At 69.2% G+C, this 14,302-nt stretch carries 16 protein-coding genes; 7 read left to right on the forward strand and 9 right to left on the reverse strand.

Features of this window, described 5'->3' with window-relative positions; translation table 11 throughout:
• Positions 1-26: 26 nt before the first annotated feature.
• From ACFFJC_RS11270 to ACFFJC_RS11290, 5 genes are all read right to left on the reverse strand, one after another.
• The gene (locus ACFFJC_RS11270) at positions 27-284 is read right to left on the reverse strand and encodes a hypothetical protein (RefSeq protein ID WP_379487606.1); all 258 of its coding nucleotides are present in this window, start codon (positions 282-284) and stop codon (positions 27-29) included.
• A 31-nt stretch (positions 285-315) separates the two neighbouring features.
• Positions 316-540 (reverse strand): hypothetical protein, encoded by a 225-nt coding sequence (locus ACFFJC_RS11275; RefSeq protein ID WP_379487607.1) that lies wholly within the window; start codon positions 538-540, stop codon positions 316-318.
• Between the two features lie 83 nt (positions 541-623).
• Positions 624-1,595 (reverse strand): threonine ammonia-lyase, encoded by a 972-nt coding sequence (locus tag ACFFJC_RS11280; RefSeq protein WP_379487608.1) that lies wholly within the window; start codon positions 1,593-1,595, stop codon positions 624-626.
• 65 nt (positions 1,596-1,660) lie between these two features.
• A complete protein-coding gene (locus tag ACFFJC_RS11285) occupies positions 1,661-2,299 on the reverse strand; it encodes a class I SAM-dependent methyltransferase (RefSeq protein WP_379487609.1) in 639 nt (212 codons plus the stop codon).
• Between the two features lie 6 nt (positions 2,300-2,305).
• Positions 2,306-3,520, reverse strand: a complete 1,215-nt coding sequence (locus ACFFJC_RS11290) for a BtaA family protein (RefSeq protein WP_379487610.1) — start codon at positions 3,518-3,520, stop codon at positions 2,306-2,308.
• Between the two features lie 174 nt (positions 3,521-3,694).
• On the opposite strand from ACFFJC_RS11290, the gene ACFFJC_RS11295 reads away from it, so the two are divergent.
• From ACFFJC_RS11295 to ACFFJC_RS11320, 6 genes are all read left to right on the forward strand, one after another.
• On the forward strand, positions 3,695-4,906 hold the full coding sequence (locus tag ACFFJC_RS11295; protein ID WP_379487611.1) for a saccharopine dehydrogenase family protein: 1,212 nt from the start codon (positions 3,695-3,697) through the stop codon (positions 4,904-4,906).
• Complete coding sequence (locus ACFFJC_RS11300; protein WP_379487612.1) at positions 4,906-5,304, forward strand: hypothetical protein; 399 nt, start codon at positions 4,906-4,908, stop codon at positions 5,302-5,304. Before ACFFJC_RS11295 ends, ACFFJC_RS11300 begins: the two co-directional genes overlap by 1 nt.
• A gap of 7 nt (positions 5,305-5,311) precedes the next feature.
• Positions 5,312-5,662, forward strand: a complete 351-nt coding sequence (locus tag ACFFJC_RS11305; protein ID WP_379487613.1) for a DMT family protein — start codon at positions 5,312-5,314, stop codon at positions 5,660-5,662.
• Between the two features lie 12 nt (positions 5,663-5,674).
• Positions 5,675-6,853, forward strand: a complete 1,179-nt coding sequence (locus ACFFJC_RS11310) for a carboxynorspermidine decarboxylase (protein WP_379487614.1) — start codon at positions 5,675-5,677, stop codon at positions 6,851-6,853.
• Between the two features lie 74 nt (positions 6,854-6,927).
• Positions 6,928-7,485 (forward strand): YbjN domain-containing protein, encoded by a 558-nt coding sequence (locus tag ACFFJC_RS11315; RefSeq protein ID WP_379487615.1) that lies wholly within the window; start codon positions 6,928-6,930, stop codon positions 7,483-7,485.
• 358 nt (positions 7,486-7,843) lie between these two features.
• Positions 7,844-9,052: a type III PLP-dependent enzyme gene (locus ACFFJC_RS11320; protein WP_379487616.1), complete on the forward strand. Its 1,209-nt coding sequence runs from the start codon at positions 7,844-7,846 to the stop codon at positions 9,050-9,052.
• Positions 9,053-9,269: 217 nt separating this feature from the next.
• On the opposite strand, the gene ACFFJC_RS11325 is transcribed toward ACFFJC_RS11320, so the two are convergent.
• Complete coding sequence (locus tag ACFFJC_RS11325) at positions 9,270-10,370, reverse strand: NADH:flavin oxidoreductase/NADH oxidase (RefSeq protein WP_379487617.1); 1,101 nt, start codon at positions 10,368-10,370, stop codon at positions 9,270-9,272.
• Between the two features lie 260 nt (positions 10,371-10,630).
• Here ACFFJC_RS11325 and ACFFJC_RS11330 point away from each other — a divergent pair, with 260 nt between their 5' ends.
• A complete protein-coding gene (locus ACFFJC_RS11330) occupies positions 10,631-11,236 on the forward strand; it encodes a T3SS effector IpaJ family cysteine protease (protein WP_379487618.1) in 606 nt (201 codons plus the stop codon).
• 9 nt (positions 11,237-11,245) lie between these two features.
• Here the strand turns inward: ACFFJC_RS11330 and hemA are convergent, their stop codons facing one another.
• From hemA to murI, 3 genes are all read right to left on the reverse strand, one after another.
• Entirely contained in the window at positions 11,246-12,460 is a 1,215-nt protein-coding gene (hemA, locus tag ACFFJC_RS11335; RefSeq protein ID WP_379487619.1) for a 5-aminolevulinate synthase, read from the reverse strand.
• 88 nt (positions 12,461-12,548) lie between these two features.
• On the reverse strand, positions 12,549-13,232 hold the full coding sequence (locus ACFFJC_RS11340) for a hypothetical protein (protein WP_379487620.1): 684 nt from the start codon (positions 13,230-13,232) through the stop codon (positions 12,549-12,551).
• Between the two features lie 116 nt (positions 13,233-13,348).
• Positions 13,349-14,206 (reverse strand): glutamate racemase, encoded by an 858-nt coding sequence (gene murI, locus ACFFJC_RS11345; RefSeq protein WP_379487621.1) that lies wholly within the window; start codon positions 14,204-14,206, stop codon positions 13,349-13,351.
• Between the last annotated feature and the right edge of the window lie 96 nt (positions 14,207-14,302).

Genomic DNA, 14,302 nt, shown 5'->3' on the forward strand with positions numbered 1-14,302 from the left:
CACGCTAAGGCCACCTTAGCAGCGCATCAGGGCGCGGCCTTGTCCATCAGGTCCATGAAGTCGCGCGCGGCGTTGCGGTCGTCCTCGTCCGCGAACGCCACGTCGAGGTCGGGCGCGGCGCCGAACATGAACATCAGCGTCCACAGCGCGAAACGGCGCGCCTTGTCCCGCTCCATCCCGAAATCCACGCGCATCCGGTCGATCCCGGCCTCCAGCGTGGCGGGGGCGATGGTGGCGAGGTCGTCGGTGCCGAAGTAGCGGCGGAGCTGATCGTCGAAGTCCATGCGCCCGGCCTAGCAGCCCGCGCCGCCGCTGTCAGTCGCCGTCCCACCCGCAGCAGCTGCCGCAGACCGGGTAGGCGACGGCGCCCCAGGCGCTGGCGATGAAGCCGAGGAAGAAGGCCGTCCAGCCCAGCCCCCAGTTCTCCGCCAGCAGGATCTCCGCCAGCGCGGCCAGCGTGACCAGAACGAAAAGCGATTCCACGCCGACGAAGGCGACCTTGAACGGCCTCACGGCGTGGGCGGGGATTCCCTTTGCCACGACCTGCTTCCTCTCCAGTAAGCGAGAGAAAGATATCCCGAGATCGCCGCGGGTTCCAGCAGGATCCGCACGGAGCCCCAGGGTCAGTCGGAGCCCGCGATCACTTGGGCGAAGGCGTCGGCGTCGGTATTGCCGCCGGAGAGGACCACCGCGGTGCGGGCGCCCAGTTCGACCTTGCCCGCGAGGACCGCGGCCAGCGCCGCCGCACCGCCCGGTTCGACGACGAGTCGCAGGGCGGAGAAGGCGAGGCGCTGCGCCGCGCGAACCTGTGCCGGCGTGACCACCAGCCCGAAGGGGCAGCGCGCCTGGAGCACCCGGAAGTTGACGGGCCGGGTCGCCGGCGTCTGCAGCGCATCGCAGGCGGTGGGCGGGGCATCGGCCGCGACGCGCTCGATCCGGCCCAACGCCAGGCTGCGGGTCACGTCGTCCCAGCCCTCGGGCTCGACAGGGACGATCCGCGCCTCGGGGCAGGCGAGCGCGAGGCCCGCGGCCAGCCCGCCGCCGCCGCAGGGCGCCACGACCAAGTCGGGCCCGCCCCCGGCGCGTTCCTCCATCTGCGCCGCGATCTCCAGCCCCGCGCTGCCCTGGCCTTCGATGATCCACGGGTCGGCATAGGCGTGGACCAGCGTGGCCCCCCGCTCGGCGCAGAGGCGCTGCGCCACCGCATCGCGATCCTCCCCGCCCGGCCGGTCGTAGAGGACGACTTCGGCGCCCAGCGCACGCGTGTTGGCGAGCTTTACCGCGGGGGCGTCGGTGGGCATGACGATGGCTGCGGCGATGCCGAGCCGCCGCGCGGCCCAGGCGACGCCCTGCGCATGGTTGCCGCTCGACACGCCGACCACCCCACGGGCGCGTTCCTCGGGCGTGAGGGCGGTGAGCCGGTGCCAGGCCCCGCGGATCTTGAAGGCGCCCACCGGCTGGAGGCTCTCGGCCTTGCACCAGATCGTGCGCCCGTCGATCTCCAGCGGGAGGAGCGGGGTGGCGGGCAGGATCTCGGCCACCTTGCGTGCGGCGTGGGCAACCCCCTGGGCGGTCGGTTCGCGGGTATCGGTCATGGCCGGTCCCTTAGGACCTGGCGTTCCCCCGGGAAAGCGGGAAGACGTGCGATTGCGGCAACCGCTCAGCGCGAGAGCCGCACCATCTGGTAGTAGCCGAAGGGGCCGCGACGGTGGTCCAGCGCCAGCCCCTGCGCACGCGCGACGCGGGCGGCGGCGTTCCCGAGCTCGAGCCGCGGCGTGACGTGGAACCTTTTCAGCCAGCCGAGCAGCACCCGGCGCAGCGGCCGGGGCAGGCCCGCGCAGTCGCCGAAATCCACGACGTGCAGCGATCCCCCGGGAGACAGGGTGGCGGCCGCCTGGGCCAGCGCGGCCTCCCAGTCGGGGATCATGGATACCGCGTAGGACAGCATCACCCGGTCGAACCCTTCGCGACCCAGCAACGCCTTGGCGTCGAAACGGGTCGCATCGCCCAGCGCCAGCGTGCCGGCGCCACCCAGGCGCTTGCGGGCGCTGCGCAGCATCTCGCTGGAGATGTCGAGTCCGTGGAGCCGCAGCCCCGGCCACGCCCGGCCGGCGACCGCGAGGTTGCGGCCGGTGCCGCAGCCGATCTCCAGCAGCGTGTTGCCCGGGCGTGCGTCGAGGTCGCGGATCAGGCGGTCGCGGCCGAACAGGTAGTACTTGCGGGTGAGATCGTAGATGGGGCGCTGCCAGCGGTAGACCCGGTCCATCAGCGCGCCGTGGTCGGATTGGATCGTCGCCATGGCCGGTCAGTCCCTCAGCACGTAGAGGTGGACGCCGCCGTAGATCGAGGAGCGGTCCGCCCGCGTCGCCACCTCCGATTCCTCCGCGCGATAGTCCCATCGGTCGAGGATCGGCTGCGGCACCCGGCCCGGAAGCAGCGAGGGCTCGGCGGCGGTGCGGAACAGGACGCGGGCGCCGGGGCGGGCGGTGCGGGTGATCTGCGCCCACAGCTCGCCGAGCTGGGCGTCGGTCATCCAGTCCTGCGCGTCGAGCAGGACATACCGGTCGTAGCTGGCGTCCGCGGCGGCGGCCAGCACGTGGGTGAAGTTGGCGTGGCGCAGGTCGAGCCGGTCCAGTCTGTCGCGCACCGCGGGGAGGTGGGCTTCCTGCAGGTAAGGCGGCAGCGGCGCCTTGGCGTCCTTGCCGTACCCGCGCGAGAAGGCCTGCCAGGCGAAGTAGTTGTCGTTGACCGGGAAGTGGCACGCCAGCTTCTCCAGCCGCGCGCGCAGCACGTCCGCCATCGACTGGTCGCCCGCAAGTGCATCGTACTGCGCGGGCGGGATGCCCAGCCCGAACAGCGAGGCCGGGTGCTTGGTCAGCCAGCGCACCAGCGGCCGCTCGAAGACCGGGGCGAAGCGCTCGTCGAAGACGCGGCGCTGGTCCTCCAGCGAACCGGCGTCGAGGATCTCGGCCGGGTTCACGCGGTGCAGCCTGGCGATCACGTGCGCCGCGCCGATGAAGCCGCCCAGCAGGCCGTGCCGGTAGACGCCGCGGGTGAAGGCACCGATCCGGCGGCGCCCGACGAGGTCGCGACCTTCCCAGTAGCGGCGGGTGGCGTCGTCGAGGTGCGGGGCGAGCCGATGGCGGTAGATCGCCAGGTTCTCGGGACGATCTGCCTCGGCGATGAAGCGCCGCAGGTCGGCGTAGTCGAGGTGCCGGACCGCCGCATGCTTCAGCCGGTTCAGCGCGATGTGCGCGGTGTTGAGGTCGACTACGGTGATGTGCGCGGGATCGGCCGTCAGGTAGGAGAGCGCGTTGCAGCCGCCGCTCGCGATGGTGATGATGCGGCTGTCCGGCGCGATCCGCAGCGCCGCCATGTCGGCCACCGGGTCTTCCCAGATCTGCGCGTAGACGAGGCCCTTGAACGCCAGCGCGAAGGCCTTGTCCAGAAGCTTGGCCTTGCGGGAGGTCTCCTCGCGGACGACGGCGTTCTCGATGAGATTGGAACGGGCAGTGGACACGGCTTGGGCTTCCTTCGTAGGGATGCGGCGCGATTGCCACCGAGCGGTGACCGGGTGATGACGAGACGAAGGCGGTTTGTGACAGGGGGATGTGCGATCCTGCACAGTTGAGTTGTCACAGAGGCGCCCTATATGCGCCTCTTTCGATTGGCCTTGGCCGAAGGAGACAGGTTGGTGAGCAAGGTTCTGGTGATCGGCGCAGGCGGCGTCGGCTCGGTCGCGGTCCACAAGATGGCGATGAATCCCGCCATCTTCTCGGACATCCATCTCGCGAGCCGGACCGTCAGCAAGTGCGAGGCGATCGCTGATTCGGTCAAGCAGCGCACGGGCGTGACGATCGCCACCTACGCCATCGACGCCGACGACGTGGAGGCGACCTCCGCCCTGATCCGCGAAATCGGGCCGGAACTTGTGGTGAACCTGGCGCTGCCCTACCAGGACCTCGCGATCATGGACGCATGCCTCGCCACCGGCACGCACTACATGGACACCGCGAACTACGAGCCCAAGGACGTCGCCAAGTTCGAGTATCACTGGCAGTGGGCCTACCAGGAGCGCTTCAAGGAGGCGGGGCTGATGGCGCTGCTCGGATCGGGCTTCGACCCCGGCGTCACCAGCATCTTCGCCATGTGGCTGAAGAAGCACAAGTTGAAGACGATCCGCCGGCTCGACATCCTGGATTGCAATGGCGGCGACCACGGGCAGGCCTTCGCCACCAACTTCAATCCCGAGATCAACATCCGCGAAGTCACCGCGCCCGCGCGGCACTGGGAGAACGGCCAGTTCGTCGAGACCCCGGCGATGGCGAAGAAGGTCAGCTTCGACTTCGAGGGCGTCGGCCCCAAGAACATGTACATGATGTACCACGAGGAGCTGGAAAGCCTCGCCCGCTTCATCCCCGAGATGGAGCGCGCGCGCTTCTGGATGACCTTCGGCGACGCCTATATCCAGCACCTGACCGTGCTGCAGAACGTGGGCATGACCCGCATCGACCCGGTGACGTACAACGGTGTCGAGATCGTGCCGCTGCAGTTCCTCAAGGCCGTGCTGCCCGAGCCCGCCTCGCTCGGGCCAACGACCAAGGGCAAGACCAACATCGGCGACATCGCCACCGGCGAGGCGCTCGACGGTTCGGGCGAGAAGACGTTCTACATCAAGAACATCTGCGACCACGAGGACGCCTACGCCGAAACCGGAAACCAGGCGGTCAGCTACACCACGGGCGTCCCGGCGATGATCGGCGCGGCCATGATCGTGACCGGCGCCTGGAAGGGCGAGGGCGTGTTCAACATGGAGCAGTTCGATCCCGATCCCTTCATGGACATGCTGAACACGCACGGGCTGCCCTGGACCGTGGAAGAGCTCGCAGAGCCGCTGCCGTTCTGATGGCGGCGCTCCGCACCTTCGCGATCGTAGCGCTGGGCGCTCTCGCGCTGGGCGCCTGCACGCCGCAGGCGGGCGCGCCCGAAGCGGCGCCGGCCGGCGAGGGGGGCGTGTCCTTCCCGCGCGAGATGAGCGCGGCCGACAGGGCGTCCTGTACCGCGGGCGGCGGCACCGTGCAGCGGCGCGGTCGCATCCAGGCGGAGCAGTGCGTCCACGCCTTCGCCGACGCCGGCCGCCAGTGCACCGACAGCGCGCAGTGCCAGGGCAAGTGCATCGGCGAGGCGGTCGACACCGCCGCGGCGGGCGGCAGCGTGGGCCAGTGCCAGGCCGACGACCGGCTGTTCGGCTGCTATGCGGAGATCAAGGGCGGCAAGGCCGTGAACGCGATCTGCGTCGATTGAGCGGGCGGTGAGCTGGTCCTTCCTGGCCCCGCCGCTGCTGCTGGCCGGCTCCAACCTGTTCATGAACACGGCCTGGTATCTGCACCTGAAGGTACCCGGCAAGGCGCTCTGGGTGGCGGTGCTGATGAGCTGGTCCATCGCCTTCCTCGAGTATTGCCTCGCCGTGCCCGCCAACCGCATCGGCGCACAGGTCTATTCGCTCGGCCAGCTCAAGGTCATGCAGGAGGCCTTCTCGCTGCTGGCCTTCGTGCTGGTGGCCTGGGCGCTGTTCGGCCAGAAGCCGGGCTGGAACGAGATCGTCGGCTTCTGCCTCGTGGGGGCAGGCGCCTGGTTCATCTTCAAGGGCCCCCTGGGCTGAGGAACTGAGACAATGGAAACCAGAGCCGGCGATCCGGGTGCTTTCGCGAACTTCGACCTTGCGCGCGTCGACAGCCCCGCCTTCGTGGTCGACGCGGCCAAGCTGCGCGCCAACTTGCGCGTGCTGGCGGACATCGGCGAGCGTTCGGGCGCCAAGGTGCTCTCGGCGCTCAAGGCGTTCTCGATGTGGTCGGTCGCGCCGATCGTGGGCGAGTACCTCGACGGCGTCTGCACCTCGGGCCTGTGGGAAGCGCGCCTTGCCTCCGAGTTCTACGACGGCGAGATCGCGACCTACTGCGCGGCCTACAAGGAGGAGGACATGGACGAGATCCTGCGCCTCTCCGACCACGTCATCTTCAACTCGCCCGCGCAGATCGAGCGCTTCTGGACGCACATCGAGACGGCGCGCGCTCGCGGGGAGACCTTCGACATCGGCCTGCGCATCAACCCGCTCCACGCCGAGGGGGAGGTGCCCAAGTACGATCCCAGCGCGCCGCACTCGCGACTGGGCTTCCCGATCGACCAGCTCACCGAGGAGCACGTCGGCCTGGTCGACGGCATCCACTTCCACAACTTGTGCGAGCAGGACTTCGAGCCGCTGCGCCGCACCTGGGACAAGGTGTTCGACTACCTCGAGCCCTATTTCGGGCAGCTCAAGTGGATCAACATCGGCGGCGGCCACCACGTCACGCGCGCGGACTACCAGGTGGAGGAGCTGGTCGAGTTCCTGGCCGACATGGCCGAGGACACCGGTGCCGAGATCTACATCGAGCCCGGCGAGGCGGTGGCGCTCGACGCGGGGATCCTGGTCGGCACGGTGCTCGACGTCGGCTTCAACGGGATGCCGGTGGCGGTGGTGGACATCTCCGCCACCTGCCACATGCCCGACGTGATCGAAGCCCCCTACCGGCCCGCCATGCTGGGCGAGCGGGGCGAGGACGAGGGCGAGGCAGTGCGCCTGGGCGGGCCCTCGTGCCTCGCCGGCGACGTCATCGGCGACTACGTGCTGCCCGCCGATGCCGAGCCGGGGCAGCGCTTCGCCTTCCTCGACCAGGCCCACTACTCGATGGTCAAGACCACGACCTTCAACGGCGTGCCGCTGCCTTCGATCTGGCTCTGGGATTCGGAGACCGACTCGCTCGAATGCATCCGCAGGTTCGACTACGAGGACTTCCGCGGCCGGCTGAGCTGACCCGCCCCGCGCCGGGAGTTGCCCGGCGCTCCCGGTGCGATACACCTGCGAGTGCGAATCGAAACGGGGGCTCCATGCGTCGAATTGTTCTGGCCGCGGTGGCGGCCCTGTGTGCGTTGCTCGCGGCGCAGCCTGCAGCAGCGCAGGCGTACGCCGCCCGCGCGCTGCGCATGTCGGTCAACCTCGCCGACCTCAAGGCCATCGTCGCCTCCATGCCCGGCCACAAGGTGGAGGAGGAGCGGATCTGGGGCGAGGGCGACGAGGCCGACGTCAGCCTGCGCGCGACCGATGCCGAAGGGCTGATCTACGTGCTCGTCGGCACCGCCTGCGAGCCGTCCGGCTGCAGCGGCGTGATGATGCAGGTGCGCTACAATTGCGACGCCATCGACTACGCGAAGCTCAACGCGGCCAACGTCGATCGCGCCGCGGTCACCGTCTGGTACGACAGCGAGGAGAAGATGCTGGGCGTCACGCGGTACATGCTGCTCGACCACGGCGTCACCATGCAGAACCTGCGCGAGAACCTTGTGGTCCTGCTCGAGCTGGCCGGCGATGCCGCCGACGCCGCGCTCGGCCAGGGGGAAGACGAGAAGAAGGACGAAGCTACCGCCGAGGCCACCGACATTTCGTGATCGCGCGGCAGTCCGCCGCACGCTGCGCCCGCCCAGTCCCGTCCCCATCGAATCGGCCGGAGCGTGGAGCGGGCGGCCGGGTTTGCGCTTCATCACCAGGACGTGGACGCACCGGGCTTTCGAGCCGGCACGCAGGCGGAGAGAGCATCATGCAAGCCACTGCATTTGAACGGGAATTGCGGCCCTGCGCAGTACTCGTCCGCGGCATTTATGACGCTCTGTGACATTTTTGTGAAGCGCTCGGATTTTCACTTGCGATTCATGTCGCCACCCCTATATCCGCCCCTCGCTGCCCCATGGGGACTTCCAAACCGCAAGGCAGCTTTGTCGCTAACACACCGTTTGGGGGTCCCTTGAGTTGCACATTTTCCCTGACGCATCGGCTGTAGCTGGCGCCCTCGCGCCCGACGAACCCGTGATCCTGAACCGCCCGCATGCCGCGGCGCGGGCTGCCCGCTTCTTCGCGACGAAGTTTCCGGGCAAGTCGCTCTATGCGGTCAAGGCGAATCCCTCGCCGGACCTCGTCCGCGTGCTGTGGGACAACGGCATCACGCACTACGACGTCGCCTCCATCGCCGAAGTGCGCATGGTCCGCGCGACGCTGCCCGATGCGGTCCTGTGCTTCATGCACCCGGTGAAGACCGCCAGCGCCATCCGCGAGGCGTACTTCCAGCACGGCGTGCGCACCTTCAGCCTCGACACGCTCGAGGAGGTCGAGAAGATTGTCGCGGCGACCACCGATGCCGAGGGCAACGAAGCGCGCGACCTGCGGCTGTGCGTGCGCCTGCGCGTCTCCTCCGAGTACTCCGAGCTGAGCCTGGCCTCTAAGTTCGGCATCGACGTCGCCGATGCCGGCGAACTGCTGCAGGCCACCCGCCAGGTGGCGGACTGGCTGGGGGTGTGCTTCCACGTCGGCTCGCAGGCTATGACGCCCTTCGCCTACGTCCAGGCGCTGGAGCGCGCCCGCGCGGCGATCGCCGCCGCGGGCGTCGTCATCGACATGGTCGACGTCGGCGGGGGCTTTCCCTCGTCGTACCCGGGCATGGAGCCGCCGCCGCTCGAGGACTACTTCGCGATCATCCACCGCCACTTCGAGGCGCTGCCGATCGCCTACAACGCCGAGCTGTGGTGCGAACCCGGCCGTGCGCTGTCGGCCGAGTACAACTCGCTGATCGTCAAGGTCGAGAAGCGCCGCGGCGACGAGCTGTACATCAACGACGGTGCCTACGGCGCGCTCTACGATGCCGCGCACGTGGCCTGGCGCTTCCCGGTCAAGTGCATCGCCCGCGAGGGCGAGCGCTCGGGCGAGCTGCAGGAGTTCTCGTTCTACGGCCCGACCTGCGACGATGCCGACTTCATGGAAGGCCCGTTCCTGCTTCCGGCCGACATCAAGGCCGGTGACTGGATCGAGGTGGGCATGCTGGGCGCCTACGGGGCCGCCATGCGCACCGCCTTCAACGGCTTCGGCGGCGGCGAGGTGGTCATGGCCGAGGACGAGCCCATGGCGAGCCTCTACACCGGCCGCAAGGATCCCCGCATCTCGGACAACGTGGTCTCGCTGCGCTGAGGTTCGGCTCGCGGTCTGGCGGGTGGTTGAGGGATAGGAACCCCTCCCAGCCCTGAGGGGGGCGGTTCGAGGGAGCCGGATGCGGGTGGTGACCTGCCCCGCCCGTTCCACACCGCTCATGCTGAGCTTGTCGAAGCATGGCAACCCCGCCCCCAGCGGGGCCTTCGACAGGCTCAGGCTGTCCCCCGTCGCTGCGCGACGGGGGACGCGCTTGGCCTCACTCGCTCACAAACAGGTCCTTCACCCGATGCGGCTGGCTGCGCAGGTACTGCGGCGCCACCTTCATCTTCGCGCCGAGGGCGGCCGCGGCATGCCAGGGCCAGCGCGGGTCGTAGAGCACGGTGCGCGCCAGGCCCACCATGTCGGCTTCGCCCGTGGCGACGATCGCCTCCGCCTGCTCCGGCTCGGTGATGAGGCCGACGGCGATGACCGGGATCGACACCGCCTCCTTCACCGCGCGCGCCAGCGGAACCTGGTAGTTCGGGCCCACGGGGATTTTCTGCTGGATGGCAAGCCCGCCGCTGGAGACGTGGATCGCCGCCGCACCGCGCGCTTCCAGCGCCTGCGAGAACGCGATCGTCTGCGCGATGTCCCAGCCGCCCTCGGCCCAGTCGGTGCCGGACAGGCGCACGGTCACGGGCTTGTCCGCCGGGAACGCGGCGCGCACGGCGTCAAACACCTCCAGCGGAAAGCGCATGCGGTTCTCCAGACTGCCGCCGTATTCGTCGGTGCGCGTGTTGGAGAGGGGCGAGAGGAACTGGTGCAGCAGGTAGCCGTGCGCCGCGTGGATCTGCACCGCGTCGATGCCGAGCCGCGCCGAGCGGTGCGCGGCTTCCGCGAAGGCGTTGCGGATGCGGGCGAGACCGGCGCTGTCGAGCGCCACGGGCGGGTTCTCGTCCGGCGCGAAGGGGAGGTCGGAGGCGGAGAGGGTCTGCCAGCCGTTGGGCGCGTCGGGCGCGATCTGGGCGCCGCCGTCCCACGGCTTGGCGGTGCTGGCCTTGCGTCCGGCGTGGGCAAGCTGGATGGCGACCGGCATGTCGGACCAGCGCCGCACGGAGGCGAGCACATCGGCCATCGCCTTCTCGGTGGCATCGTCCCACAGGCCGACGTCGGCGTAGGAGATGCGGCCCTCCGGCGTCACCGCCGTCGCCTCGATCGTCAGGATGCCGGCGCCCGAGAGGGCGAGCTGGCCCAGGTGGATGGCGTGCCAGTCGGTCATTCGGCCATCCTCGGCAGAGTACTGGCACATCGGCGCGATCACGATGCGGTTCGCCAGGGTCAAGCCGCCGACGGTGACCGGCTCAAAGAGCTTCGCCATGAATTCTCCTTATGATTGCGCGAGCGGCCGGGGAGGAAGGAAGTGGCCGCTGCGTCGCAGCATGAAATGGGAACCGGGTGCGCCGGCGAAAAGGGGTGAACGTCGCTCGCGGGGCGGTGAAGGCCGGCCGGGCGCGAGTAAGATGAAAAGCTCCGTCACCTTCTCGCCGGGCGGGGCAAAGCGATTGCACCGCCCCGCTGCTCTGCTGCATCCGTCTGCCGCCGGCTCCCCTTGCCGGCAGGAAGATCGGAGAGACAGCCGTGCGCTACCAGCAGCAATACGCCAACTCCTGCGGCGCCGTCGCGCTGATGTGCGCGCTCGACGAGCTGGGCGTGACGCAGTACCCGGAGGCGGTGCAGTGGGGCGGCGGGACAGGGCCCGGGGGCGGGCCGTTCCAGGCGAACACGCAGGCGGAGATGCGGATCTACGGCCAGGTCGGCACGGGTGTCTCGCAGCGCCTGTGCGACCGCGGCTACTCGATGCCCGCGCAGCTGGCGATGATGGCCCACACCTTCGGCCTGCCGTTACCCACGGTCTACGTCACGCCCGGCATCTACGGAACGATGCTGACGACGTTCTACAAGAACGCCATGGAGAACGCGCAGGCGCTCGGCATCCCGGTGGTGCAGGGTGCGCGGCCGCCGCTGCAGCCCTGGCAGCGCGCGCTGCGGGTGGTGGCCGTGATGAAGGTGGTCGGCCTGCACTACGTGCTGGAGCGACCCGACGGGTCCTTCATGGACCCGGGCGACGGGCAGGACTTCGCGAGCTTCGCCCAGCTCAACTCGTCGTGGCTCAAGTCCTATGCCGACACCGGCATATCCATTCTGCTCACCAGCGAATGGCACGCCCTGGAGCCGCTGCTCTGACGCGCGCCCTCAGGCGGCGAGGCGCATGTCCAGCCGGTCCCAGATCTCGACCAGCGCCTCGGTCAGCTCGCGCATCATCTCGTCGGTATGGGCCGGGCCCGGAGTGAAGCGAAGCCGCTCGGTCCCACGCGGAACGGTGGGGAAATTGATCGGCTGCACGTAGGCGCCGTATTCGGCCAGCAGGATGTCGCTGATCTGCTTGGCGCGCACCGGGTCGCCCACCATCAGCGGCACGATGTGCGTGGTCGAGTCCATCACCGGCAGGCCGGCATCGCGGAACATCTGCTTCATCAGCGCGGCCGACCGCTGCTGCCCCTCGCGCTCCGCGCTGGAGCTCTTGAGGTGGCGGACCGAGGCGAGCACGCCCGCGACCAGCACCGGCGACAGCGAGGTCGTGAAGATGAAGCCGGGCGCGTAGGAGCGGATGCAGTCGATGATCTTGGTGTTGGTGGCGATGTAGCCGCCCATCACGCCGAAGGCCTTGCCCAGCGTGCCCTCGATGATGTCGATGCGGTGCGCGGCTTCGTCACGGTCGGTGATGCCGCCGCCGCGCGGACCGTACATGCCGACCGCGTGGACCTCGTCGATGTAGGTGAGGGCGTTGTACTTCTCGGCCAGGTCGCAGATCGCGTGGATCGGGGCGACGTCGCCGTCCATCGAGTAGACCGACTCGAAGGCGATCAGCTTGGGGAGGTTCGGGTCGGCCTCGGCCAGCAGTTCCTCGAGGTGCGCGAGATCGTTGTGCCGCCAGACCTTCTTCTCGCAGCCCGAGTTGCGGATGCCCGCGATCATGCTGGCGTGGTTGAGCTCGTCCGAGAAGATCACGCAGCCGGGCAGCAGCTTGGCGAGCGTGGAGAGCGTGGCATCGTTCGAGACGTAGCCCGAGGTGAACAGCAGCGCGCCCTGCTTGCCGTGCAGGTCCGCGAGCTCCTGCTCCAGCTCGATGTGGTAGTGGGTGTTGCCACCGATGTTGCGGGTGCCGCCCGAGCCGGCGCCGACGTCGTGCAGCGCTTCTTCCATCGCCTCGATCACCTTGGGGTGCTGGCCCATGGCGAGGTAGTCGTTGGAGCACCAGACCGTGATCGGCTTGGGACCGTTGTGGCCGGCGAAGCAGCGGGCGTTCGGGTAGGCGCCCTTGTTGCGCAGGATGTCGATGAACACGCGATAGCGGCCCTCGGAGTGGAGGCGCTCGATCGCCTGATCGAAAATATGTTCGTAGTTCACGGTCTCGACTGTGTCCTGCCTTACCTGTCCCGCCGCCAAGCCGGTCGCGCGGATGGCTTTTGCGGCGGCCAATACCTTATCGCGTCGTTCATGGCCAGTCGCTTGTACCTCCCGGCTGATCGGAAAGCGTGCGCGCAGAAAACGGAGTTTCCCGGATGTCGCTCCCGGCGAGGATCACCATCTGCGGCGCGGCGCGATGGAGCGCATTGATCGTCGTCAACCAGGCGAGGTTTTCGGCGCGCTGGGCGCGGGACTGGTGCGGAGCGGCAAGGCGGGCCGGCAGGCGCATTTCACGCCAGTTCAGGTCCGTGCGCGCGATATCGCCGGTGAACAGGTACTCGCGCGCTCCTGCCAGCCGCGCATAGACCATGCGGGCGCCAGGTGCGATGCCGGGCATCGGGATCACCACCAGCCCCGCCGCGACGGCGTGGGGCGCCGTCGTATGGCCGAGCGAGGGCTCCGCTCCGCCAAGCGGCAGCACGCGGGAGGCATGGGCGAGGGCATGGGCGACCCGCGCCTGGGCTGCCGGGCGGCGCTGGTCGAAGTCTTCCGCCCGCAAGCCGCCAAGCGCGCCGGAGCCGATCACGACCGGACCGGTGCCGGGAACGTCGAGCGTGTAGACCCGCGTCCAGCAGGTGACGGAGCGCAGGCCCGAGGCGGCGACCAGCATGTTGCGCATTTCCCGCCGCATGCCGATGCTCTCCGCATGAAGTGCGACCGGCCGCGCCCCCTCGACCGAATCCGCGAGCGCGCGCAGCTGCGTGATCGTCACTGGCTTGGCCCGCGGCTGCGTCCCCGGCATCCCGGACCCGGCATCTAGCAGGAACCAGAAGTAAGGAATTCCGCCTAAGAGCAGTATCGCCAGCAACCAGGTGTTCAGGCGTCGCGTCAAATCCTCTCGATCCCAAGCAACCCGTATTGCGCCAGCTTCGCGCGGTACGCATCGGGTATGTCTCCCTGGCCGGTAAATAGCGCGCGGTCAGGGGCTTGGCGAGAATATTCCTGTCCCGACACGAGGCGGGCGACCTGCCGCGCGATGCCGGGTGCGCCGTGCACGAAGCGGACGCCCGGGCCGAAGGCGGCGGCGAGTTCCTCCTCCACCAGCGGGAAGTGCGTGCAGGCGAGCACGACCGTGTCGATCCGCTCGCCTTCGGGCTGGCAGCGCAGCGCTTCGGCGGCATGGCGGATCAGCGCCGGATCGACCGCCTCGCCCCGCAGCTTGGCCTCCGCCGCCTCGACCAGCCCGGGGGCGCCGTGCCGCAGCAGCCGCTTGTCCGCCGCGAACTCGTGCTCCAGCCGGTCGACATAGGCCTGGCGGATGGTGGCTTGTGTCCCCAGCAGGCCGATCACCCCGGTCCGGGTCATCGCCGCCGCGGGCTTGATCGCCGGCACGGTGCCCACGATCGGCACTTCCAGCACCTCGCGTACCATGCCCAGCGCGATCGTCGAGGCGGTGTTGCACGCGATGCAGACCAGCCGCGGGTGGAAGCGCTCGGTCATGCGGCCCAGCAGGCCGGCGACGCGCGCGGCGACCTGGGCCTCGGTCTTGTTGCCGTAGGGCAGGCCGGCGGTGTCCGCCGCATAGATCACCGGCGCCTCCGGAAGGACCCTGCGCACCTCCTCCAGCACCGTGAGCCCGCCCACGCCCGAATCGAAGAGGAGGATCGGCGCGGCCGGATCGGCATGCCGGCCGGGCGGGGGGGGCGCGGCCGCCTTGCCCGGCGCGCTCGTCAAATCGGATGTCATCGTCGTTCCCTGGACCTTGCCGCTTGTTAACCGGGGCGCGAGGCCGAGGGCAACGGGGAATGCTGCAACCCGGCTTCTGCTGGGCCCGACAAGCCG

Source organism: Novosphingobium soli (assembly GCF_042432915.1).
Classification (GTDB): domain Bacteria; phylum Pseudomonadota; class Alphaproteobacteria; order Sphingomonadales; family Sphingomonadaceae; genus Novosphingobium; species Novosphingobium soli.

What these genes read in the sequence shown, in the direction of transcription:
- murI (WP_379487621.1), bottom strand. Translation starts at nt 14,206, where the DNA reads ATGACATCCGATTTGACGAGCGCGCCGGGCAAGGCGGCCGCGCCCCCC.
- ACFFJC_RS11270 (WP_379487606.1), bottom strand. Translation starts at nt 284, where the DNA reads ATGGACTTCGACGATCAGCTCCGCCGCTACTTCGGCACCGACGACCTC.
- ACFFJC_RS11325 (WP_379487617.1), bottom strand. Translation starts at nt 10,370, where the DNA reads ATGGCGAAGCTCTTTGAGCCGGTCACCGTCGGCGGCTTGACCCTGGCG.
- ACFFJC_RS11280 (WP_379487608.1), bottom strand. Translation starts at nt 1,595, where the DNA reads ATGACCGATACCCGCGAACCGACCGCCCAGGGGGTTGCCCACGCCGCA.
- ACFFJC_RS11315 (WP_379487615.1), top strand. Translation starts at nt 6,928, where the DNA reads ATGCGTCGAATTGTTCTGGCCGCGGTGGCGGCCCTGTGTGCGTTGCTC.
- ACFFJC_RS11300 (WP_379487612.1), top strand. Translation starts at nt 4,906, where the DNA reads ATGGCGGCGCTCCGCACCTTCGCGATCGTAGCGCTGGGCGCTCTCGCG.
- ACFFJC_RS11310 (WP_379487614.1), top strand. Translation starts at nt 5,675, where the DNA reads ATGGAAACCAGAGCCGGCGATCCGGGTGCTTTCGCGAACTTCGACCTT.
- ACFFJC_RS11285 (WP_379487609.1), bottom strand. Translation starts at nt 2,299, where the DNA reads ATGGCGACGATCCAATCCGACCACGGCGCGCTGATGGACCGGGTCTAC.